This window comes from Paenarthrobacter sp. NPDC018779 (assembly GCF_044391085.1).
In the GTDB taxonomy this organism is placed as follows: domain Bacteria; phylum Actinomycetota; class Actinomycetes; order Actinomycetales; family Micrococcaceae; genus Arthrobacter.
This window is the reverse complement of record NZ_JBIRZS010000001.1, coordinates 1-21674: the sequence shown is the minus strand read 5'-3', so window position 1 is coordinate 21674 and position 21674 is coordinate 1. Positions and strand designations below refer to the sequence as shown.

At 63.4% G+C, this 21674-nt stretch carries 22 protein-coding genes, 1 tRNA gene and 1 other RNA gene; 8 read left to right on the top strand and 16 right to left on the bottom strand.

Features of this window, described 5'->3' with window-relative positions; all coding sequences use genetic code 11:
• Positions 1-54: 54 nt before the first annotated feature.
• Entirely contained in the window at positions 55-1542 is a 1488-nt protein-coding gene (locus ACH488_RS00120; protein WP_397321531.1) for a glyceraldehyde-3-phosphate dehydrogenase, read from the bottom strand.
• 262 nt (positions 1543-1804) lie between these two features.
• On the opposite strand from ACH488_RS00120, the gene ACH488_RS00115 reads away from it, so the two are divergent.
• The gene (locus tag ACH488_RS00115; protein ID WP_397321530.1) at positions 1805-2893 is read left to right on the top strand and encodes a polysaccharide deacetylase family protein; all 1089 of its coding nucleotides are present in this window, start codon (positions 1805-1807) and stop codon (positions 2891-2893) included.
• Between the two features lie 47 nt (positions 2894-2940).
• Positions 2941-3675, top strand: a complete 735-nt coding sequence (locus ACH488_RS00110) for an acyltransferase (RefSeq protein ID WP_397321529.1) — start codon at positions 2941-2943, stop codon at positions 3673-3675.
• A gap of 11 nt (positions 3676-3686) precedes the next feature.
• On the opposite strand, the gene rnpB is transcribed toward ACH488_RS00110, so the two are convergent.
• Positions 3687-4079, bottom strand: an RNA gene (rnpB, locus tag ACH488_RS00105) — RNase P RNA component class A.
• Between the two features lie 58 nt (positions 4080-4137).
• Here rnpB and ACH488_RS00100 point away from each other — a divergent pair.
• On the top strand, positions 4138-4902 hold the full coding sequence (locus tag ACH488_RS00100; protein ID WP_397321528.1) for a YaaA family protein: 765 nt from the start codon (positions 4138-4140) through the stop codon (positions 4900-4902).
• On the opposite strand, the gene ACH488_RS00095 is transcribed toward ACH488_RS00100, so the two are convergent.
• Together ACH488_RS00095 and ACH488_RS00090 are read right to left on the bottom strand one after the other, a co-directional pair.
• Positions 4899-5636 (bottom strand): zinc ribbon domain-containing protein, encoded by a 738-nt coding sequence (locus tag ACH488_RS00095; protein WP_397321527.1) that lies wholly within the window; start codon positions 5634-5636, stop codon positions 4899-4901. The genes ACH488_RS00100 and ACH488_RS00095 overlap by 4 nt on opposite strands.
• Before the next feature lie 62 nt (positions 5637-5698).
• Entirely contained in the window at positions 5699-6610 is a 912-nt protein-coding gene (locus tag ACH488_RS00090; protein WP_397321526.1) for a Nif3-like dinuclear metal center hexameric protein, read from the bottom strand.
• Positions 6611-6744: 134 nt separating this feature from the next.
• On the opposite strand from ACH488_RS00090, the gene msrA reads away from it, so the two are divergent.
• The 3 genes from msrA (at position 6745) to epsC (ending at position 8896) form a co-directional block, all read left to right on the top strand.
• The gene (msrA, locus tag ACH488_RS00085) at positions 6745-7269 is read left to right on the top strand and encodes a peptide-methionine (S)-S-oxide reductase MsrA (protein ID WP_397321525.1); all 525 of its coding nucleotides are present in this window, start codon (positions 6745-6747) and stop codon (positions 7267-7269) included.
• A gap of 66 nt (positions 7270-7335) precedes the next feature.
• The gene (cysK, locus tag ACH488_RS00080) at positions 7336-8271 is read left to right on the top strand and encodes a cysteine synthase A (protein ID WP_397321524.1); all 936 of its coding nucleotides are present in this window, start codon (positions 7336-7338) and stop codon (positions 8269-8271) included.
• Positions 8272-8311: 40 nt separating this feature from the next.
• A complete protein-coding gene (epsC, locus tag ACH488_RS00075; RefSeq protein WP_397321523.1) occupies positions 8312-8896 on the top strand; it encodes a serine O-acetyltransferase EpsC in 585 nt (194 codons plus the stop codon).
• Here epsC and ACH488_RS00070 read toward each other — a convergent pair.
• Positions 8893-9726, bottom strand: a complete 834-nt coding sequence (locus tag ACH488_RS00070) for an oxidoreductase (RefSeq protein WP_397321522.1) — start codon at positions 9724-9726, stop codon at positions 8893-8895. The genes epsC and ACH488_RS00070 overlap by 4 nt on opposite strands.
• 88 nt (positions 9727-9814) lie before the next feature.
• Positions 9815-11251: an NADP-dependent phosphogluconate dehydrogenase gene (gndA, locus tag ACH488_RS00065; RefSeq protein ID WP_397321521.1), complete on the bottom strand. Its 1437-nt coding sequence runs from the start codon at positions 11249-11251 to the stop codon at positions 9815-9817.
• A 242-nt stretch (positions 11252-11493) separates the two neighbouring features.
• Between gndA and ACH488_RS00060 the strand changes: the two genes are divergently transcribed.
• Complete coding sequence (locus tag ACH488_RS00060; RefSeq protein ID WP_397321520.1) at positions 11494-12222, top strand: FadR/GntR family transcriptional regulator; 729 nt, start codon at positions 11494-11496, stop codon at positions 12220-12222.
• Here the strand turns inward: ACH488_RS00060 and ACH488_RS00055 are convergent.
• Genes ACH488_RS00055 through ACH488_RS00045 form a run of 3 tightly spaced genes read right to left on the bottom strand, consistent with a single transcriptional unit; the run spans position 12219 to position 14983 of the window.
• On the bottom strand, positions 12219-13268 hold the full coding sequence (locus ACH488_RS00055) for an L-idonate 5-dehydrogenase (RefSeq protein WP_397321519.1): 1050 nt from the start codon (positions 13266-13268) through the stop codon (positions 12219-12221). The genes ACH488_RS00060 and ACH488_RS00055 overlap by 4 nt on opposite strands.
• Positions 13268-14038 (bottom strand): SDR family oxidoreductase, encoded by a 771-nt coding sequence (locus ACH488_RS00050; protein ID WP_397321518.1) that lies wholly within the window; start codon positions 14036-14038, stop codon positions 13268-13270. The genes ACH488_RS00055 and ACH488_RS00050 overlap by 1 nt, the downstream gene beginning before the upstream one ends.
• A gap of 33 nt (positions 14039-14071) precedes the next feature.
• Positions 14072-14983, bottom strand: a complete 912-nt coding sequence (locus tag ACH488_RS00045) for an NAD(P)-dependent oxidoreductase (protein WP_397321517.1) — start codon at positions 14981-14983, stop codon at positions 14072-14074.
• Between the two features lie 95 nt (positions 14984-15078).
• Here ACH488_RS00045 and ACH488_RS00040 point away from each other — a divergent pair, with 95 nt between their 5' ends.
• A complete protein-coding gene (locus ACH488_RS00040) occupies positions 15079-16146 on the top strand; it encodes a D-2-hydroxyacid dehydrogenase (protein ID WP_397321516.1) in 1068 nt (355 codons plus the stop codon).
• Positions 16147-16214: 68 nt separating this feature from the next.
• On the opposite strand, the gene ACH488_RS00035 is transcribed toward ACH488_RS00040, so the two are convergent.
• The 7 genes from ACH488_RS00035 to ACH488_RS00005 form a co-directional block, all read right to left on the bottom strand.
• Positions 16215-17573 (bottom strand): MFS transporter, encoded by a 1359-nt coding sequence (locus ACH488_RS00035; protein WP_397321515.1) that lies wholly within the window; start codon positions 17571-17573, stop codon positions 16215-16217.
• A 143-nt stretch (positions 17574-17716) separates the two neighbouring features.
• Complete coding sequence (locus ACH488_RS00030) at positions 17717-18511, bottom strand: IclR family transcriptional regulator (RefSeq protein WP_397321514.1); 795 nt, start codon at positions 18509-18511, stop codon at positions 17717-17719.
• Between the two features lie 231 nt (positions 18512-18742).
• Positions 18743-18877, bottom strand: a complete 135-nt coding sequence (locus ACH488_RS00025) for a hypothetical protein (protein ID WP_397321513.1) — start codon at positions 18875-18877, stop codon at positions 18743-18745.
• A gap of 293 nt (positions 18878-19170) precedes the next feature.
• Positions 19171-19243: transfer RNA gene (locus tag ACH488_RS00020), tRNA-Val, on the bottom strand.
• A 64-nt stretch (positions 19244-19307) separates the two neighbouring features.
• A complete protein-coding gene (locus ACH488_RS00015) occupies positions 19308-20264 on the bottom strand; it encodes an NAD-dependent protein deacetylase (protein ID WP_397321512.1) in 957 nt (318 codons plus the stop codon).
• Position 20265: 1 nt separating this feature from the next.
• Positions 20266-20763, bottom strand: a complete 498-nt coding sequence (locus ACH488_RS00010) for a peroxiredoxin (protein ID WP_397321511.1) — start codon at positions 20761-20763, stop codon at positions 20266-20268.
• Positions 20760-21179: a DUF3052 domain-containing protein gene (locus tag ACH488_RS00005; RefSeq protein ID WP_397321510.1), complete on the bottom strand. Its 420-nt coding sequence runs from the start codon at positions 21177-21179 to the stop codon at positions 20760-20762. Before ACH488_RS00005 ends, ACH488_RS00010 begins: the two co-directional genes overlap by 4 nt.
• Positions 21180-21674 lie beyond the last annotated feature (495 nt).

Genomic DNA, 21674 nt, shown 5'->3' with positions numbered 1-21674 from the left:
GGTTTCCCGGCTGATTCCAGTAACCCAGCCGGGAAACCCAGGTAACACTTTGGCTTAGGCGTTGGCTGCCTCAAGCACCGCGATGGGGGCCACGATGTCGCGGGCGGGGAACGACGGCGGGTTGACCCCTGCCATCTCCTCCATCACGCGGACAACCTGGCAGGAGTAACCGAACTCGTTGTCGTACCAGACGTAGACAACCAGGTTCTTATCGTTGGAAATCGTAGCAAGCCCGTCCACGATGCCAGCCCGGCGGGACCCTACGAAGTCCGTGGAAACCACATCCGGCGAATCGATGTAGTCGATCTGCTTGCGCAGCGGCGAGTGCAGGGACATCTCGCGGAGGTAGTCGTTCACTTCGTCACGCGTGGTGCCGTTGGCGAGGTTGAGGTTGAGGATGGCCATGGACACATCCGGCGTGGGAACGCGGATGGCGTTGCCCGTCAGCTTCCCCTGCAATTCGGGGAGGGCCTTGGCTACGGCCTTGGCGGCGCCTGTCTCCGTGATCACCATGTTCAGGGCAGCGGAGCGTCCGCGGCGGTCGCCCTTGTGGAAGTTGTCGATCAGGTTCTGGTCGTTCGTGAACGAGTGCACGGTCTCGACGTGCCCGTGGATGATCCCGAACTTGTCGTTCAGGGCCTTCAGCACGGGGGTGATGGCGTTGGTGGTGCAGGAGGCGGCGGTGACGATCTTGTCCTCGTCGGTAATGTCGGCCTGGTTGATGCCGTGCACGATGTTCTTGAGGTCGCCCTTGCCGGGAGCGGTCAGGAGGACGCGCGCAACACCCTTGCTCTGCAGGTGCTGGGAGAGACCATCGGCGTCGCGCCAGCGGCCGGTGTTGTCCACCACCAGTGCGTCCTTGATGCCGAATGCGGTGTAGTCAACCGTGGCGGGGTTGTCAGAGTAGATCACCTGGATCTGCACGCCGTTGGCCGTGATGGTGTTGGCTTCCTCGTCCACCCGGATGGTGCCTTCGAAGGAACCATGGACGGAATCGCGGCGCAGCAGGCTGGCACGCTTGACGAGGTCATTCTCGGCACCCTTGCGCACAACGATCGCCCGGAGGCGCAGCCCGTGTCCGCCGCCTGCCTTTTCGATCAGGAGGCGGGCGAGGAGGCGGCCGATGCGGCCAAAGCCATAGAGGACGACGTCGGTGCTGGTGCGGTCATCGGCGCCGCGCTTGCCCACAACGTCAGCCAGCTCCGCGCGAAGGAACTCGTCCAGGGAAACAGAGCCGTTCTCTGCGCGGTACTTTTCGGTCAGGCGGGCGATGTCGATCGCGGCAGCGCCGAGCTCCAGCTCAGCCAAGGCGTTCAGCAGGGGCGCGGTCTCTTCGAGCAGCAGCTCTGTATTGCTCATCCGGCGGGCGAAGCGGTGGGCCTTCAGGATGTTCATGGTGGACTTGTTGATCAGGCTCCGGCCGTGGATGCTGGTGACCACGTTGTTTTCCCGGTACAGCCGGCCGATCACCGGAATCATGGCCTCGGCTAGGGCCTCCCGGCCCATCCACTTATCAAGACAAGAATCTGACGTCTGGCTCACAGAACTACCTTCCTTGGGTCAACCACATACGTCTTCGTATGCAGATGGCGTCGGCCGCCCGGAGTAGTCCTGCGGCACATGCGCTGCGGGCTTCGGTCCACCCACGGCGCCTTGAACGAGAGCAAAGAAAATCCGCCGGCTGCGAACGCAGACCCGGCGGCAGAACTTCTACGTTCAGTAACCATTCTAGGGCGGGAACCCGGCGCAGTCGCCGCCCGGATGCGTGAAATCACTCACACGGGTGTCCCGTAGACTCCCCGGTGTGAATCATCCAGTGCGTCGCGAGCTGCTCCGCCAAGCGCTCCTGGCCCGAAAGGGCGGCCGCATCGGCACCGGCGGCCGGGGTGCCGTGGCCCTGCGTTTCGACGACGGCGCACGCGACTTCAGGGACAAGGTGCTGCCGCTCCTGGTCGAGCGCAGCCTGCCGTTCACCCGGGTCACCACCACGCAACGGATCGGTACTGTGCCCACCGAAAGCGATACCTGGCAGAACATCCAGCATTACTGCCTGCAGCACGGCGGCGAGGTGTGGAACCATGGCGCCACCCACAAGGACGCGTCCGGAGACGACGCCCTGCACCAGGAAATCGTGGGGGCACTGCGGGATCTGCGCCGTTTCCTGCCTCGCCTGCCGATCGACTGCTTCGCTCCCCCGGGTGGTTCCAGCATCCGTTATGACGGCCATATGCCTTCCAGGACCGTGGCAGCCTGGGCTGGAACCTTTGCCGGCAGGCTGATCAACGACTTCCACGCCCTGGCCTCCGGGTATTTCCCTGACAGCTATTACAGGCCCCTGGATGGCGTGCTGCGGGACGGGCAGAACCATTACAGCCTGGACCTGTACACGGAGACAGCTCGGGCAACGGCATTAGTGGACCGGGCGCGGGAGTGGAGGACCGGCATCGTCATGATGTGGCACGCCAACAACCTTGGCGTCAAAGACCGGCAGTCCATGGAGGCGTTCACCGCCATTCTGGACTATCTCGTGGAACAAAGGGACCAGGGTTCGCTGTTGGTTTTGACGGCATCAGGGCTGGGCACGGCAGACGCCTCAAGTACGCACCGGGACAACATCCTGGTCACTGGTTCAGGTAACCCCTTCGCGGAATCCATCCCCTATCCGCAGTACCGGCAGAACATTCCGGGCTCAACACGTGAACTGACGGCTACGGTCTCGGCACCCGCAGGTACAGCCGTGGAATCGGTGATCGGTGAATCGGCACGCCACCACGTTGTGCCCGTAGGGGGCACCTTGTACCTGCGCCACCTGGCCACCGTCCCCCTTGACGTGAAGTCCTTGGACATCACCATCAATGCGGCCAGCCGGGACGTCAGGCTCGTCCCGGTCTAGGCAACGCCGCGTTCAGGGCCACAAAATGCTCCCGGTACGCTGCGAAGGTGAACAAACTCTCAATACTGGCAGACCACGGCGATGGGTCCGGGAACAGCATCGAGTGTTCAAGGCCCATCGAAACCGGCATCGCGGTGACCTTTCGAGGCAGGAACAACCGCATCATCGTCGCGGAAGGCGCCCGGATCGCCAAGCTGCAGGCCGTTTTCGACTGCGACAACGGCACGCTCATCATCGGTCCCAGCAACAAGTCTCCGTTCAGCATGAACGTCCGAATCGGCCAGGATGCAACGGTACGCACAGGCGCAGACCTCACCACCACCAGCGTCGCCGTGGTCAGCGCCGTGGAGGGAGCCGCCGTCACGTTCGGTGACGACGTCATGATCGCCAGCAGCAACCAATTCCGGACCGACGATGGGCATCCCATCTTCGATGTGGCCACCGGCCGGCGCGTCAACCCTGCACGGGACGTTGTCATTGGCAATCACGTATGGTTTGGGGGCCAGGCGGTGGCCCTGGGCGGCGCACGCGTGGGCGACGGCTCGGTGATCGGGTTCCGCAGCGTGGTGACAGGAACCATCCCCAACAACGTCATCGCCGTGGGTTCACCCGCCCGCGTGGTCCGGCGCGACGTGGCCTGGGAAAGGCCGCACCTTTCCTTCACCAGTCCCCCGTACAAGCCGGATGCCTCATCCGTTACCAGGAGCGAGGAGTACTGGAACCTGACCGCGGAAGACGTCCCCATCTTCGAAGAACTCAGCGGCTGGCACGACCACCACTGACAAGGGGTATGTGGATGGGTTGACCGATACGCCGGGTTCTGTCATCCCGAGCCGTTACCGGCAAGGGAGTGGCGGCCATCCATCTACGAACGCCGTTGCCGACGCCCTCCAGCAGCCTACCCGGACACTCGGGCGGGCAGCCCTCGAACGTGTCCTGTCTGGCCTTGCTCCGGGTGGGGTTTACCTAGCCTCCCCGGTCACCCAGGGAGCTGGTGGTCTCTTACACCGCCGTTTCACCCTTACCTGCCAACCAACCGGTGCAGGCACCGATCAGCGCAGGCGGTCTGTTTTCTGTGGCACTTGCCTGCGGGTTACCCCGAGTGGGCGTTACCCACCACCCTGCCCTGTGGAGCCCGGACGTTCCTCGAGCCACTTTCGTGGCGCGCGACCGCCTGGTCAACCCATCCGCCGTACAGTCTACCGGCGTCCGGAGCCACGCCCGGACACCGGTAATATCGACTGGTGCTGATTCTCCTGCCGCCTTCCGAAGGCAAGACTCCCGCTGCCAAAGGACCCTCCATCGACTGGGAAGCGCTGAGCTTCCCGGACTTGAACACCTCCCGGGCCAAGGTTCTGGAGGCTCTGGGGACCGTCAGCGCGCATGAAGACGCCCTCGCTTTGCTGGGCGTCGGCGCCTCGCTGCGTGACGACGTCGAACGCAACACCAGGCTGCACTCGGAACCTGCCGCACCGGCCCACCAGGTCTACTCCGGCGTCCTGTACGACGCCTTGGGCTACAACAGCCTGACCCCCACGCAGCGCCGCAAGGCTGCCGAATCAATCCTGGTGGTTTCCGCCCTCTGGGGCGCCATCGGCTTTGGCGACCATGTGCCCGCCTACCGGCTGTCCATGGGAACCGCACTGCCCGACGTCGGACGCCTCGCCTCCTACTGGAAGCCGCAGCTGGCCGCCGCCCTCGCCCAGCGCACCGAAGGCGAGCTGCTGGTTGATTGCCGGTCCAGTACCTATGCGGCCGCCTGGGCACCGCCAGCCGATCAAACGGTGACCGTCAACGTGTTCACTGAAGCCAAGGGCAAGCGCACGGTGGTAAGCCACTTCGCCAAGCACACCCGCGGTGAACTGGCCCGGCACCTGCTGACCAGGCGAGGAAAAGCTCCCGCCACCCCCGCTCAACTCCTGAAGGCAGCCAGCGAGGTGTGGACCAGCGAGCTCGTCGAGGGCACGGCCCGAAAGCCGCACGCCCTCAACATCATCTTGACGAGCTAGTTCCACTCCGCCGAGCGGACCAGGATGCAGCCGGAGTCGGGGCAGAAGACGATGTCGTCCTCGGCCGCGGCCTTGACTTCGGCGAGGTCGCCCGGGCTGAGAGTCATCCCCGAGCCTTCCGACTTTCCGTGGAAAAGACGGGCCGCTCCCACTCCGCGCTTGGCAATGGTCTTCTCATAAATGGCCACCATGCCCTGGTCCAAGGCCTCCGCGAAGGCAGCCCGTTCGCCGCGGACGACTGCTTCCTCCGCGGCGATGCGGGCAATCTCCTGGTCCAGTTCGGCCCGGATGCTCCCAAACGAGCCCTGGATGTCGTCCACGATCGCCTGCTGGGCAGCTTGGCGTTCGCGGAGCCCGTCCAGGCGCTCGAGGATCTCCAACTCCACATCTTCCAGGTCCGACCGGCGCTTGTTCAGGGACGCGATGTCATTCTGGAGCGCCACCAGGTCCTTGGACAGTCCAGTACCGCTGTTGAGCCGGGCTTCGTCGCGCTCGATGCGGGCAACCACCTGCTCCACATCCGCTTCCGAACGCCGCAACTCCGCCTCGGAGTCGTGGACGGCAAGCTTTGCCGCACCGAGTTCGCCGTTGGCCACATTCAGGGCGTCCTGCAGGTCAGTGATGCGGGGATCGTTCTCCAGTACCTTCCGCTGGCCTGCCAGCGACTTCAGCTTGGCATCAAGGCCCTGCAGTTCAAGCAATTTGAGTTGTTCTGCCGGTGCTGCCTTCGCCACGCTTACCTCCACCTGTCTATTGCCGGCACCGCTGGTCAGTGCCGGCCGCTGTCCTGTTGATGCTAGTCCCCGCCGGGAGTCAGGATGAAGTCCCAGGGATCGCTGTTGGTGTTGCTGACGCGGATCTCCACATCGTGTCCTTGATCCTTAAGTACGTTCGACAACGATTCGGCAGCCACCGGCAACCAGAGCCATTCGCTGGCGAAGTGCGAAACGTCAATAAGGTACGGCCGGTCGTTCACAGCCGCTTCGCGGGCTTCCGAGGCCGGGTGGTGCCGCATATCGGCAGTCACGTAGACGTCGGCCTGATTGGCGCGAACGGCATCGAACAGGCTGTCACCAGCGCCGCCGCACACTGCAACGCGCCGTACCAATCCGTCCTTGTCGCCCGCCACGCGCACGCCGCCTGCAACGGCCGGCAGGACGCCGAAGACCCTGGCGGCAAAATCTCCCAGGGTCATGAGTTCGGGCAAATCGCCAACCCTGCCGATGCCTTCCTCGGGCAGGCCGTTCGCGGCCGTGGTCAGCGGGCTGACGTTGCCCAGGCCGAAGGCGTCCGCCAGCACGTCGGAGACGCCCCCCACGGCTGAGTCGCCATTGGTGTGGACTGTCAGCAACCCGGTTCCGGCCTCGATCAGGCGATGGATGGCCAGGCCTTTCGCGGTGGTGGCGGCTACCGAGTTCACGCCCCGCAGGAGCAAGGGATGGTGGGTAATCAGGAGTTCGGCGCCCCACTCAATGGCCTCGTCAATCACTTCGAGCGTCGGGTCCACGGCGAAGAGGACCTTGGTCACCGGGGAGTCGGGCCGCCCTGCAACCAGGCCAACTTCATCCCAGTCTTCGGCCAGGGACTCGGGCCAGAGTTCCTCCACAGCCAGGAGCACCTGGCCCAGTGTCGGGTCACCGTTGTCTTCAACTGTTCCGGCGTCGTCGCTGGAGTCCGCATCGGAATGGGCGGTGTCTACTGCTTCCATACTCTTATTCTTACCTACTGCAACGGATCGGTCAGGGTGTGACCTGCCACCAACCCAAGCATCCTGTCGATCTCCGTCACCGTCCCGTAAGGTGCTGCGGGAATCATCAGTCCGTCCCATCCATTGAAGAGATCATGAAAACTTTCGTACTTGGCGGCGGCTGCTTCTGGTGCCTCGATGCCGTCTACCAGAAGACCCGCGGCGTACAGTCTGTGGTTTCCGGCTACACCGGAGGCCATCTCCGCAACCCCGACTACTATGAGGTCTGCTCCGGGACCACCGGCCATGCCGAGGTGGTGGCTGTGACCTTCGACGAATCCGTAGTGCCCGCCGAAGTCATCCTGGACATGTTCTTCGCCCTGCACGACCCCACCACACTGAACCGCCAGGGATACGACGTCGGCACCCAGTACCGCTCGTCCATGTTCTACACCACCACCGAGGAGAAGATCCTTTTCGAGGAAGCGATCGAACGGGCGCAGTCCCTTTGGCAGCATCCGATCGTGACGGAGGTCAGCCGCCTGGGCGACTTCTACGAAGCCGAGGATATTCACCAGAACTACTACGCGAAGTTCCCCAACCAGGGCTATTGCCAGGTGATTATTAACCCGAAGCTGGCAAAAGCCCGGAAATATTACTCTGCATGGCTAATTGCTTAGCAGGGTTTCGGCGCTGCTGGTTAGGCTGACCTCAGCATTCCCTCTTCAGAGATAGGCATAAATTTCATGGCAAGGATCTACGACGACGTCACCCAGTTGGTTGGACGCACCCCGCTTGTCCGCTTGAACCGCCTTACCGAAGGACTTGGCGCAACAGTTGCAGTCAAGCTTGAGTTCTACAACCCGGCCAACAGCGTCAAGGACCGCATCGGCGTAGCCATCATCGACGCCGCCGAAAAGTCCGGCGCCCTGAAGCCTGGCGGAACGATCGTCGAAGGTACGTCCGGCAACACCGGCATCGCTTTGGCCCTGGTTGGTGCGGCCCGTGGTTACAAGGTCATCCTGACCATGCCGGAGACCATGTCCACCGAACGCCGTGTCATGCTCCGCGCCTACGGCGCCGAGATCGTGCTGACCCCGGGTTCCGAGGGCATGCGTGGCGCCGTGGAGAAGGCCCAGGAAATCGTAGCCAACACCGAGAACTCCATCTGGGCACGCCAGTTCGCCAACGAGGCCAACCCGCAGGTCCACCGCGAAACCACTGCCGAAGAAGTCTGGGCCGACACCGACGGCGAAGTGGACATCTTCGTCTCCGGCGTGGGCACCGGCGGAACCATCACCGGCGTCGGGCAGGTCCTTAAGGAGCGCAAGCCCGGCGTCCAGATCGTGGCTGTTGAGCCCAAGGACTCCCCCATCCTCAACGGTGGCGCACCCGGTCCGCACAAGATCCAGGGCCTCGGAGCCAACTTCGTCCCTGAAATCCTGGACACCAACGTCTACGACGAAGTGCTCGACGCCACCCTGGAAGACTCTGTCCGCGTTGCCCGCGAACTCGGTGCCCGCGAAGGCATCCTGGGCGGCATCTCCTCCGGCGCCATCGTCTGGGGTGCCCTGGAACTGGCCAAGCGCCCGGAAAACGCAGGCAAGTTGATCGTTGCCGTGGTCTGCGACTTCGGCGAACGTTACATCTCCACGGTCCTGTTTGACGATATCCGCGGCTGATTCTTCGCCCGCGAATATTCATTCCTGTAGAAAGGTCTTTGTGAGTTTCTTCGCAAGGCTTAAGGAAGACCTCGACGCCGCCCGGTCACACGACCCGGCGGCTCGAGGCTCTTTTGAGAACTTTTTTGCCTATTCCGGCCTCCACGCCATCTGGGCACACCGCTTGACCCACAAGCTGTGGCAGAACCCGGCCCTCCGCTTCCCGGCCCGCCTGATTTCGCAGCTTGCACGCTTCCTCACGGGTATCGAGATCCACCCCGGAGCGACCATCGGCCGCCGCTTCTTCATTGACCACGGCATGGGAGTGGTGATCGGCGAGACCTCTGAAATCGGCGACGACGTGATGATCTACCACGGAGTGACCCTTGGCGGACGGTCCCTGGCCAAGGTCAAGCGCCACCCCACCATCGGCGACCGCGTGACCATCGGCGCAGGCGCCAAGGTGCTCGGACCCATCACCATCGGCGCGGACAGCGCCGTGGGTGCCAACGCAGTGGTGGTCAAGAACGCCCCGCCGGAGTCCATCATCACCGGCGTTCCGGCCACGTGGCGGCACCGCGACGCCAAGTCCGAAACCAAGCCCGCCGTCGACCCGGCTGAGTACTACATCGAGTACCGGATCTAGCGGACAAACCTCTGATAGGAATTCCACAGCACCGTGTCGAATGCACGGTCCGGGAGTATCCTTCGCAACGCCAGGACGCTCCAGGCTCCCCTGCCCACCGGGTATCGGGTCCTGGGGCGTTTTGCCGTTGCCGCCCTGGCGACGGCCCTGGCCACAACGTGCGGCGGCGTGGACAGCACCTGCCCCGAAGTGGACGCCAGCGCAGCAGCCATGACGTGCGCCTGGTCCTTGTACGGGCCACTGCCGGAAGCCAGCATGAGGCCTTCCCCGGCGATGGTTCCCCATTCCGTGTCCGTTCCGGACGGTTCGATGATCACCACATCAATACCGTGCGGTTTGAGTTCCAGGCGCAATGAATCGCTCAGGCCCTCCACGGCGAACTTGGTCCCGTGATACCAGGCGCCCAGCGGTTCGAAGATTTTCCCGCCGATGGAGGAGATATTGATGATCCGGCCGGCCCCTGCCTGCCGCATCCGCGGGAGGACCAGTTGCGTCATCCGGGCAAGCCCCAGCACGTTGACCTCGAACTGGCGGCGGCCCTCGGACAGCGGGACTTCTTCGAGCGAACCATAGCTGCCGTAACCCGCATTGTTGACCAGGACGTCCACCTGTCCTTGGGCATTCTCCACGTGGCGGACCGCGGCCATCATCGATGCGTCGTCCGTGACGTCCAGGGACAGGACGTGGATACCCCGGGCCTTTAGCGGCTCCATTTTCTCCACTCGCCGGGCTCCTGCATACACCGCGAAGCCCGCCGAGCGCAGGGCCAAGGCAGCCGCGTAGCCGATTCCAGTGGAGGCACCGGTGACAAGGGCGGTCCGTTCAGTCATGGTGCGGGCTCCTCAAGGCTCCAGGCACGGCAAAGGCCGGCTCTTCCCAGCGTATAAGGGAAGAACCGGCCTTTGCGGATTCAAGCAATCAGTGAGTGTCGACTGCAGAGATTTCGGACTTGTCTTCGCCCCACAGGGTGTGGAACGTGCCTTCGGCGTCAACGCGGCCGTAGGTGTGTGCGCCGAAGAGGTCGCGCTGGCCCTGGATCAGGGCAGCGGCGACGCGCTTGCGGCGCAGGCCGTCGTAGTACGCGAGCGAGGAGGAGAACACCGGTACCGGAATGCCCAACTGGACAGCGGTGGCCACCACGCGGCGCCAGGCCGGAAGAACCTCGGCGATTGCCTTGGTGAACGCCGGAGCGAAGAGCAGGTTGGCCGGCTTCTCTTTCGCTGCGTAGGCCTTGGTGATGTCCTTGAGCAGTTCTGCACGGATGATGCAGCCTGCACGCCACAGGGAAGCGATCTCGTCCAGCTTGAGGTCCCAGCCGTATTCCTTGGCGGCCGAAGTCAGCATGTCCAGGCCCTGGGCGTAGGAGACCAGCTTGGAGGCGTACAGCGCCTGGCGGACGTCCTCAACGAACGTCTCGGGAATTTCGACGGCGGCTTCCTCACCGGCGAGCAGTTCCTGGCCCAGCTTGCGCTGTTCTGCCTGGGAAGACAGGGCACGGGCGAACACGGACTCGGCAATGCCCGAAACCGGCGAACCAAGCTCAAGGGCGGAGATGACCGTCCAGCGGCCGGTGCCCTTCTGGCCGGCAGCGTCCACCACGACGTCCACGAACGGCTTGCCGGTCTTGGCATCGACGTGGCCCAGGACCTCGGCGGAGATTTCGATCAGGAAGGAGGACAGATCGCCCTTGTTCCACTCAGCGAAGATCTTGGACTGCTCGGCCGGCTCGATGCCCGCACCGGAGCGGAGGAGGTCGAACGCTTCACCGATGACCTGCATGTCGGCGTATTCGATGCCGTTGTGGACCATCTTCACGAAGTGTCCGGCACCGTCGGTACCAACCCAGGCGCAGCAGGGTTCGCCGTCCACCTTGGCGGAGATCTTCTCCAGCAGCGGGCCGAGAGCGTCGTAGGACTCGCGGGAACCACCAGGCATGATGGACGGGCCGTTCAGCGCACCCTCTTCACCACCGGAGACGCCAACACCCACAAAGTGCAGGTCCTTCTTGGCCAGGGCAGCTTCGCGGCGGCGGGTGTCCTCGTAGTGCGAGTTACCGGCGTCGATGATGATGTCCCCGGCTTCGAGCAAAGGCTCAAGCTGCTCGATCACGTTGTCCACCGGAGCGCCGGCCTTGACCATGATCAGGACGCGGCGGGGCTTCTCCAGCGAGTCGACGAGTTCCTGCAGCGTTTCCGTGCGGATGAAGTCGCCTTCGGAGCCGTGCTTCTCCAGCAGGGCGTCGGTCTTTTCCACGGAGCGGTTGTGAAGTGCCACAGTGAAGCCGTTGCGGGCAAGGTTACGGGCCAGGTTGGCGCCCATCACCGCTAGGCCGGTGACACCGATGTGTGCTGACATCAAAACTCCAATTCGATCGTGTGCATTCAGTCCTGCGGGCATGCAGGAAGCGATTTTGATAAACAGGGGCTGTAATAAACCATACGTATTTAAGCCGTGGGCCGGAAGCATCGCCCACGTTGTGGGACACTGCCGCGTCATAAACAGTCTAGGTTGCGCCGTTCCGTCCGGGCATCGGATCCCGGCCGCCACCCACGCACGGTGCGCGCGAAGGACCTTCGCCCGCCACTATGCTTACCTCTATGTCATCCAGCCTCCACCACCGCGCCGTCGAGCACCTGGGTACCCGGATCGTCGGCGGCACCCTGCCAACAGGGCACGTCATGCTGGCGGAACACTTGGAAGACGAACTGAACGTATCGCGCTCGGTAGTGCGCGAGGCCGTCCGGGTACTCCAATCCCTCGGCCTCGTCGAGACCATCAAGCGCGTAGGCATCCGGGTCCTGCCAGCCCACCGCTGGAACCCTTTCGACCCGTTGGTGATCCGCTGGCGCCTCGCCGGCGAAGGACGCGGCGCGCAGTTGAGGTCGCTCGCGGAGTTGCGTTCCGCCGTCGAGCCCGTGGCCGCGGAACTTGCCGCCGGCAACGCACCGTCAAGCCTCAGGCAGGAACTCGTGGACATCTCCCTGGCCATGAAGAAGTCGGGCGATGCCGGAGACATGGCCACGTTCCTGGAACTGGATATCCGGTTCCACGCCCTGGTCCTTTCCGGATCCGGCAACGAGATGTTCGCCAACCTGATCGGCCAGGTAACGGAGACCTTGACGGGCCGGACAGTGCACGGTTTGATGCCGGAGCACCCACAGCAGCAAGCACTGCAGTGGCACATCGACGTCGCCCATGCGATCCACGACGGCGACGGCCCCCGCGCCCGTGAAGCCTCCGGCAGGATCATGAAGCAGACCATCGCGGAGCTGGCCCCCAGCTGGGACGGCCAGCCCCGCGTTTTTGTGCCGGTAGCCCGGAACTAGTCCTGGAAGTTCAGGAGGACCTTGCCGGATTCGGCGGAGTTCCTGGCCACTTCGAACGCTTCCAGTCCGTGCGCGAGGTCGAATTCATGCGTGACGACCGGGTCCACTGACAACGAACCGTCAGCCAACGCGGCGATGACCTGGTCGATTTCGTCGTTGAAGCGGAACGAGCCGAGCAATTCCAGTTCGCGGGTGATGGCCAGCGAAATGAACACGGGCTGCGGGCCGGACGGCAGAAGACCCACCATGACCACCTTGCCGCCGCGGGTGGCACCCTTGATGGCCGACGCGAGACCGAAATGGCTGCCCGAGGACTCAATGACGATGTCCGCGTCCACTGCCGCGATCGCCTCGGCGTCGTCACCCTTCAGGACGTCATCGGCGCCCACGGCCCGGGCGATTTCCAGTGGCTTGTCATGCATGTCGACGGCGACAATCCGGGACGCTCCTGCCCGCTTCAGGACGGCGACCGTCAAGGCACCGATCGGGCCGCTGCCGATCACCAGGGCGCTCTTGCCCGCCACATCACCGGCGCGGGCGACGGCGTGCCAGGCGACGCTCGCCGGCTCCACCAGGGCGGCAGTCCGCAGGTCCAGCGACGCCGGCAGTTCGCGCAGCATGCGGGAGGGAAGGTTGGCGTAGCGGCTGAAGGCACCGTCAGTGTGGGGGTAACGCGCCGCACTCCCCAGGTAGGTGCATCCCGGGGAGAGGTTGGGCCGGTCCTCGGGGTACCTGACCTCTCCCGGCGCCGGAGTGGCAGGGTGGACAGCCACAGGCGTGCCGACGCCCGGTCCGCTTCCGTCTGCGGCCTGCTGCACCACCACGCCAACGATTTCGTGTCCCAGCACCATGGGTGCCTTGAGGATGGATTCACCGGCTGCCCCGTGCAACCAGTAGTGGAGGTCCGAGCCGCAAATGCCGCCGTAGGCGATCTCCACGATCGACTCGTCGGCCGCCGGAGTCGCCAGGGGGATGTCTTCGATGCGGAGGTCGCCCTTGCCGTGGGCAACCACCGCCGGTCCGGAGGAAGGAAGTGCGATGCCCATCAGACCACCACCGTCATTCCGCCATCGACGAAGATGGTTTGGCCGTTGACGAAGTTCGAAGCCTGCGAGGCGAGCCATACCGTGGGGCCTGCCAGGTCGGCAACCGTACCCCAGCGGTTGGCCGGCGTGCGGCCGAGGATCCAGGAGTTGAAGTCGGAATCGTCAACCAGGTTCTGCGTCATTTCCGTGTGGATGTACCCCGGGGCGATGCCGTTGATCTGGAGACCGGAAGCCGCCCATTCAGCCGTCATGGCACGGGTGAGGTTCCGCAAGCCACCCTTGGCAGCGACGTACGGTGCAATGGTGGGACGGGCAAGGTCCGTCTGGACGGAACAAATGTTGATGATCTTGCCCTGGCCGCGGGGAATCATGTGGCGGGCAGCCTCGCGGCCCACCAGGAAGGCGCTGGTGAGGTCCGTGGTGATGACCCGCTCCCAGTCCTTGACGTCCAGGTCCAGCATGGGGACGCGGTGCTGGATTCCGGCGTTGTTCACCAGGATGTCCAGGGGGCCGACGTTCTTTTCGATCCACTCCACGCCTTCGGCGGCGGACGCGGCATCGGTGACGTCGAACGCACGGCTGTGTACGCGCCCTTCCGGGTAATCAGCGGCCATGGCCTGGTGCGCGGATTCCAGCCGCTCTGTGCTGATGCCGTTGAGCACCACCGTCGCCCCGGCATCTGCCAGGCCACGGGCCAGCGCGTTGCCGATCCCGCGGCTCGAGCCCGTGACCAGCGCGACGCGCCCGGTCAGGTCGAATAGTCCACTCATGGTTCTTTGTTTTCCTTCTTGGTTGGTGGCGGTTTAGTTGGAGACCTGCGACGCGGGAGATGCCACGCCCAGGTTGGCTATTGCCTGCCGCACGACGGCGAGGTCCTGGTCTCCCAGGCCCTGCCGCTTCAGTTCGGCGTAAAGTTCAATCGCTGCCGTGGCCATGGGAACCGCGGAGCCTGCTGCCCTGGCACTGTCCAGCAGGAATCCTAGGTCCTTGTGCATGAACTTTGCCGGGCCGGTGGGCGTGTAGTCCTTGGCCGCGAGCCGGGGGCCCACGACCTCCAGGACACGGCTGCCCGCCAGGCCTCCAGACAACACGTCAAAGAGTGCGGCCACATCCATGCCCGAACGTTCGGCGAGTTCCGCCGCCTCGGCAAGTGCCGCCGTCGTGCTTCCGACGATCAGCTGGTTGCACGCCTTGGCGAGCGAGCCAGACCCCAGGGGGCCCATCCGTCGAACGGTGGTGCCCATGGTGGCGAAGAGCGGCTCGAGCCGTTGGAAAGCAGCCTCGGAGGCGCCCACCATGATGGCGAGGGTTGCGTTGCGGGCACCCACCGTGCCACCGCTGACGGGGGCGTCGACCACCACGGCATTGCCGCCGCTGGCAACTTCCACGGTTTCGCCAAAGCGCTGCACTTCCGTTGGGGAGACGCTGCTCATGACGACGACGGCGGTCCCCGGCTTGGGTGGCGCCGCCCGCCAGGAGTCGAGCAGGCCGGAGGCGGCCGCCTCAATGAAGGGCAAGTCGGGGAGCATGAAGATCACGGTGGGCTGGTCCCGCAGATCGGCGACGCTTCCTGCGCGGGCGACGCCATCCAGATCGTCGAACGCTGCGCTCGAGCGGTTCCAGGCGGTCACGTCCCAGCCGGCCGCGGCGATGTTGGTGGCCATGGGGCCACCCATGAGACCCAAACCTACAAATCCCACGCTCTTGCTCGTCATGGAGCCGATCCTCACTTCCTCGTGCAACAGGCACCGGTGCCTGTTGATGTGCCCAAATGATGGAACTCTGTTCAATATCCTAGCCTCCATTCAGTATGATGAACACCATGACGACTGATGAACTTACCATCGCGATCGCTGTACCCCTCGAGGCTGAGTACGTAGAGCAGATCCGCGCCGTAGACCCTTCCGTGACGGTTCTCTACGAGCCGGACCTGCTGCCGCCGGAACGTTTCCCCGCCGACCACGCCGGCGACCCGGACTTCAAGCGCACCCCTGAGCAGGAGGAACGCTACTGGGCCATGCTCAACAAAGCACAGGTCCTCTACGGCTTCCCCAACGAAAGCCCCGCCGGCCTGGCCCGGATTGCCCAAAGCAACCCTCACCTGCAGTGGATCCATGCCATGGCAGCAGGCGCCGGTGGAGCCGTCAAAGCCTCTGGACTCGACACCGAAACGCTCCGCAAGTTCCACGTCACCACCTCCGCCGGCGTGCACGCGCTGCCCCTCGCAGAGTTCTCCGCCTTCGGTATCCTCAACGGCTTCAAGCGCAGCGCCGAGATGGCACAGGACCAGGCAGCCAAGGTGTGGCCGGCCCTGCGCACGCCCACCAAGCTTGCCAACGGTTCCAAGGTGGTCATCGCGGGCCTCGGCGAGATCGGCATGGAAACAGCCCGCATCTCCCGGGCCCTGGGCATGCGGGTCAGCGGCACCAAGCGCAACGTCGAAGCCATTGAGGGCATCGACCAAGTAACCACCAACGACGGCCTCGCCGGACTTGTGGCCGACGCCGACGCCGTGGTGAACACGCTGCCCGGCACCCCGTACACGGAAAAGCTGTTCAGCACGGAGATTTTCTCGGCCATGAAGCCTGGCGCTGTCTTCGTCAACGTCGGCCGCGGCACCGTGGTGGACGAGGATGCGCTCCTCGAAGCCCTCAACAACGGGCAGGTCTCCTACGCGTGCCTGGACGTTTTCGCCGTCGAGCCGCTCCCACAGGACAGCCCGCTCTGGAACCACCCGAAGGTCCTCGTCTCCCCGCACACCTCGGCGCTCAGCACGGCGGAGAACCGGCTCATCGCCGAGCGCTTCTGCAGCAACCTGCGCACGTTCATCGACGGTGGCGAACTGCCGCACCTCGTGGACCCGGTGCACTTCTACTAAGCCGCCACGGCCGCCAAAAGGCCCCCGCTCCCTCATGGGAGCGGGGGCCTTTTGCGCTGCTTCGGCTGCTACTTGGCGTCCTCCGTGCTGACCAGGTCACGGCCAACCGTTTCCGGCGTGAAGAACGTGGTGATGAAGGAAATCAGGGCAAGGACCAACGAATACACAGCGAGGACCAGCCACGAATGATTGGTTGCCGCAAGCAGAACGGCGCCCAGCAGTGGAGCCACACCACCCGCAATGACTGCCGAGATCTCGCGGCTCATGGCAACACCCGTGAAGCGGTACTGGGATCCGAAGAGTTCGGGAAGCAGCGGGCACTGGGGACCGAGCATCGACTGGACGCCGATGGCAATACCGACTGCCATGACCACCCACACCAAGGTGACGTTGCCAAGGGTGACAAGGTAAAAGGCAGGAACGGCAATGATGGCCTGGAACAGGGCTCCGTAGCGGTAAACCGGGACCCGGCCGAAGCGGTCCGACAAGGCACCGAAAGTTACCACCAGGATCGCCGCGAAGCCCGCGGCAATGAGCAGGCCAACGGGCCCGATGGAGTTGTTGCCGGCGAAGACCCCGGCCGGCATGCTCATGAACGAGACAAGCAATGCAGAGTAGATCGAAGAGTTTCCGTTCTCTCCCATCCGTAGCCCGATACCCACCAGGACGTTCTTCTTGGAGTGCTTCCACAGGGCACCGATGGGATTCTTGACCACATTCTTGTGCTTCTCGAGTTCCTGGAATGCAGGAGTCTCCTTCAACTTCAGACGGATGAAGACCGCAACAGCAATGAGGATGAAGCTGGCGAGGAACGGTACGCGCCACAGCCAACCTTGCAACACCGACTTGTCTGCCATGGCAATGAGGGCAAAAGTTCCCGCGCCGAGCAGGGTACCCAACTGGATTCCGACGAAAGGCAAAGAAGCAAAGAAACCACGACGGCGGCGCGGCGCGACTTCCGAGATGAGCGTGGTGGCACCAGCCTGTTCAGCACCCGCGCCCAGTCCCTGGATGATCCGCAACGTGACCAGGAGGACCGCCCCGAGCATTCCGGCCTGCTCGAACGTGGGCAGGAGGCCGATGGCGAAGCTCGCCGTGCCCATCAGGGCGATGGTCAGGATGAGGACCATCTTCCGGCCGAAGCGGTCCCCAATGTAGCCAAAGAACAAGCCACCAAACGGACGGGCTGCAAACCCGACGCCGTAGGTGGCAAAGGACGCAATCAATGCCCCGTCAGGTCCCAGCGGAGAAAAGAACAGCGGCCCGAAGATCAGAGCAGAAGCCAGGCCATAAATGTAGAAGTCGTAGTACTCCAGGGCGGAGCCTACGGAACTGGCCAGCGTCGCCCTGCGAAGCTGCTCCGGTTCAACAACAGCGTCGTCAGCTTCTGCTGCGAGCTTTGCATTGGTTCGAGTAATCACAAGCACTCCCTCAACATCGCGCCAGGCCCCCGTTGGCCCGGCGAGATAGTGATGGCATCAACCGCCAAGGTCACTATGTTGAACAGCGTACAGCGAGTTGAATCACATGCCAAGGTTGTAATCAGATTTAATGCAGGTTGCTTGACTGGCTAGCCCATGGGGTTGCCCAGTGACCGCGCCAGCTCCTTGAGTTCCTTAATCATGAGCGCACCTTGCTCATCCGAATAGGTGGCTTTCAGCGCCGTGACGGAAAGGCCGAGGCTTGGGCCGTGCGCACCATGGGTGGGCACGGGCACGGCCAGGCAGACGACCCCAACGGTGGACTCTTCATCCTCGAAGGCAAAGCCCTGTTGACGGATGGTGGAGATCTGGGCTTTGAGTTCTTCGGCTGTACGCAGCGAGTTCGCCGTCATGACCGGGAGCTCCGAGCCATCGGGGAACATCGCTTCAATGTCGTGATCGTGCAATTGGGCGATGAGTGCCTTGCCAACCCCGCACAGGGAAACGGGCATCTTGTCGCCAATGTTCGAGGTCAATCGAACGGCAGGGTGCCCTTCATAACGTGCCAGGTAAATAACGTGGTCTCCATCAAGCATGGCAACCCGGACCGTTTCGCCCGAAAGGGTTGGTGCCTGCTCGCAGTACTTGTAGAACTCCTGCACCTCATCAAGGCGGCTGAGATAGGCGGCACCCAACTCCACGAGCTTGCGTCCCAACGCGAAGTCGGCACCCTGTCGGGTGATCAGCCGGGCCTCCTCGAGCGCTAGCAGAAGGTTGGATGTAGACGACTTGGGGATGCCAAGCTCCCGGGACAAGTCGCTGAGCGTCAGGCGCCCCGACGGCGACTCCGCCAGGGCCTCCAGTACTGCTGCCGCGCGGGTTACCGCCGGCGCCGGGGAAGAAGAACCCAGCCCATCTGGGCGGGTGGTACGGGAATCGGCCATGATTCTCCTTTGTCGATCTCAACCGGCTGTCCAGTCTGCTGAACAATTCCCATCATAGTGGCAACAGGAGGTAGCCGATCCTGGCGGCGGCAGGCGGCTCCCGACACAGAGACGGAGCTGCCATTAGGCAGCTTTCCAAACCCAAAAGTTCAATGTATATTCATCTTCGAGCTCTCCACCGCGGCATCCCCCAATAGTCGCGGTGGAGAGCTCATCCATTTCCCGGGAAGATCAGGCGACGGCCAGTTCCCCGCCCCTCAGGCACCATCCCCCACCGGCGCCGTCCCTCACCAGCTCCCAAGTGGCGAGCATCGACTTGGCGTTGCTTCCCAGCCGAACCTGGACCTGCCACACTTCGACATCCACGCGCCCTTGCCCCCTCGGCATCCGTCGAGCGCTCTCCCACCACGGAACCCTCTCAAACCACCTCACGGGATCAACCGCTATCTGCCATTCCCTGGCACCCCTGACCACCGCAGCCGGGGTGCCGTCGGGGTTGTTACGAATAAAGACGTGCTCCATGGAAGGGAACACTAAGGGGAGGCCCTGACATTTTACGGGGACAGACTTCCTCACCAGCACAGGGCGGCAAAGACGGACGACAACAAAAGAACCCCGCCATTTCACACTGTTCAGTGTGGAACGACGGGGTTGTTCGGTGGGTCCTACCGGGATCGAACCGATGACATCCACGGTGTAAACGTGGCGCTCTACCAGCTGAGCTAAAGACCCTTACCTTGGTTCCGGCGGCTTTCTTTCCTTGCCGCCCCAACCAACGAACAATGACTCTACCTGATCATCCGGTGGAAACACCAATCGTGCTCCCTGGGTCCTGCAGATCAGGCAAATCACGGGACAAGTACTCCAGGGCACCGCTGACGCCGAGATCAAGCTTGAGCGTTGCCAACCCGTCTCCACGGGTGGTTCCCCTGTTGATGATCACCACCGGCTTGCCCGCTTTGGACGCGTGCCGGACGAACCTCAGTCCACTCATCACGGTCAATGACGACCCGGCAACGAGCAAGGCGTCCGCGCTGTCCACCATGGCGTAGGCCCGATCCACCCTGTCCTTGGGGACGTTCTCACCGAAGTAGACGAAATCGGGCTTCAGGGTTCCACCGCATACGGGACACACTGCCACCACGAAGGACGTGATCAATTCCGGATCCTCGATGGTTGCGTCGGCGTCAGGGGCCATCTCCACTACACCGGCCTCGAGGGCAGCCTCCACGAAACCGGGATTGAGTTCCTCAAGGATGGCCGCCAGCAGCTTCCGGGAAAACGTGTGTGCGTGGTCGAGGCAGATGACTTGGTCGAACCGCCCATGGAGGTCCACTACATTCACGCTTCCCGCGTCCTCGTGGAGCCTGTCAACGTTCTGGGTTATGAGGCCGGTCAAAAGACCGCGTTGCTCCATCAATGCGACTGCGGCATGGCCCGCGTTCGGATCCGCGTGCCGCAGATGCGACCATCCGAGATGGTTCCTGGCCCAGTACCGGCGGCGGTTTTCCACACTGGCAATGAACTCCTGGTAGGTCATGGGCTTCCTCGGAGCCGAGCCCGGACCACGGTAATCAGGAATGCCGGAGTCGGTACTGAGTCCGGCGCCGGTGAGCATGGCCAGCCGCCTGCCGGCAAGGACCAAGGAGGCATCCTTCAGGGCAGCCACCTCGTCAGGGGCCAGGGCATCGGCGGATACCGGCGGCATGCTGGCAAAGCCTGTCATGCCCACCCCCGGCCGTGCGCTGGCCACGCTATGTCCTCGAAAGCGCCGACAGGGCTGCGCGGTATTCCGAGAGATCCCGCGCCTGGCCACGCGGATTAACCACCACGTAGCGCACGATTCCCTCGGTATCGATGATGAACGTGCCCCTCAGTGCCATTCCGCTCTGCGCATCGAAAACCCCATACTTCCGGGCAACGGCGCCGTGAGGCCAGAAGTCTGCCAGCAGATCGAATCCGTAGCCTTCCTTCTCGGCGTAGGCCCGCAACGCGAATTTGCTGTCTACGGAAACAGCCAGCACCGTCGCATCGGAATCCTCGAAGGACCCAATGTTGTCGCGGATTTCGCAGAGCTCGCCTGTGCATATGCCGGAGAAAGCGAAGGGGTAAAACACCACCACTACGTTGCGGCCCCTGAAATCCGAAAGCCGGATCGGCTCACCGTACTGGTTGGACAACTCGAAGTCCGGGGCAGGCAGGCCAACCTCGGGGACTACCGAGAGGGCGGAAGATTCCTGGACTTCCGTCACTTGTTCTTCTTTGCCACCAGGCGGGTGGCGCTCCAGTCCTTGGAAACCCCGGCCGACGTGGTCAAGTGCAAACCGGACGTAGGGGCTGCATCCTGGATGTCAGCAGGTGAAACGTAGTTCTCGCGGCCTGACTTGGGTGTCAGCACCCACACCACGCCGCCTTCCTTGAGGGTTGTGAGCGAATCCATCAGCGCATCAACCAGGTCTCCGTCGCCGTCGCGCCACCAATAAATCACGGCGTCGACGACGTCGTGGTCGTCTTCATCCAGCAGCTCTGAACCCGTGACATCTTCAATGTCGTCACGCAAGTCGAAATCGACGTCGTCGTCGTAGCCGCGTTCCTGAATCAGATCCCCATCTTTGAAACCCAATCTTTCCGCCACATTTACCGATGTGGCGGCGTCGGCCTCGCTCACGTTTCCTCCTTTTGAAGTGACTTCCATTACTAACAGCCAACACCCTTTGGGCGCGTGCTTCAAGCCATTGTCCCTGCGATCCACCATATTCCGCACCACCCGGCGTGTTTCGAAGCTGTGACAATCGCGTGGCATCCGTCACGGAACGCGCCGGGGTGTGACATACAACGCCCGTCCGGGCCCGCGGCTACGCATACCAGCGCCGTCAAAGCTAGAGTGGCCATGAGTGCATTGGCTGCAGGGCGATCGCCCCGAGGGATTCCATCGGGCAGCCATGCGCTCACAAGACCTGCCCGGCGCATCGGACCGGGCTGTTTGAAACCGAGATGTCGCACACGACGCGTTCACGACGGGCAGTTACCCTGCCGGACCTGAGGCGCCGATGGATGCGCCTAAAGGAAGGTTGGACGTGGCTGCAGGAGAAGAGACCTCACACATCCTTAGTGGGTTGACTGCCCAGTTGCCTGATCGTGATCCGGAAGAGACCGCGGAGTG

Coding starts and splice junctions, on each gene's coding strand:
- cysK (WP_397321524.1), top strand. CDS start 7,336: ATGGCAAGGATCTACGACGACGTCACCCAGTTGGTTGGACGCACCCCG.
- gndA (WP_397321521.1), bottom strand. CDS start 11,251: ATGTCAGCACACATCGGTGTCACCGGCCTAGCGGTGATGGGCGCCAAC.
- ACH488_RS00050 (WP_397321518.1), bottom strand. CDS start 14,038: ATGAGTGGACTATTCGACCTGACCGGGCGCGTCGCGCTGGTCACGGGC.
- ACH488_RS00090 (WP_397321526.1), bottom strand. CDS start 6,610: ATGGAAGCAGTAGACACCGCCCATTCCGATGCGGACTCCAGCGACGAC.
- ACH488_RS00060 (WP_397321520.1), top strand. CDS start 11,494: ATGTCATCCAGCCTCCACCACCGCGCCGTCGAGCACCTGGGTACCCGG.
- ACH488_RS00055 (WP_397321519.1), bottom strand. CDS start 13,268: ATGGGCATCGCACTTCCTTCCTCCGGACCGGCGGTGGTTGCCCACGGC.
- ACH488_RS00030 (WP_397321514.1), bottom strand. CDS start 18,511: ATGGCCGATTCCCGTACCACCCGCCCAGATGGGCTGGGTTCTTCTTCC.
- ACH488_RS00040 (WP_397321516.1), top strand. CDS start 15,079: ATGATGAACACCATGACGACTGATGAACTTACCATCGCGATCGCTGTA.
- ACH488_RS00070 (WP_397321522.1), bottom strand. CDS start 9,726: ATGACTGAACGGACCGCCCTTGTCACCGGTGCCTCCACTGGAATCGGC.
- msrA (WP_397321525.1), top strand. CDS start 6,745: ATGAAAACTTTCGTACTTGGCGGCGGCTGCTTCTGGTGCCTCGATGCC.
- ACH488_RS00045 (WP_397321517.1), bottom strand. CDS start 14,983: ATGACGAGCAAGAGCGTGGGATTTGTAGGTTTGGGTCTCATGGGTGGC.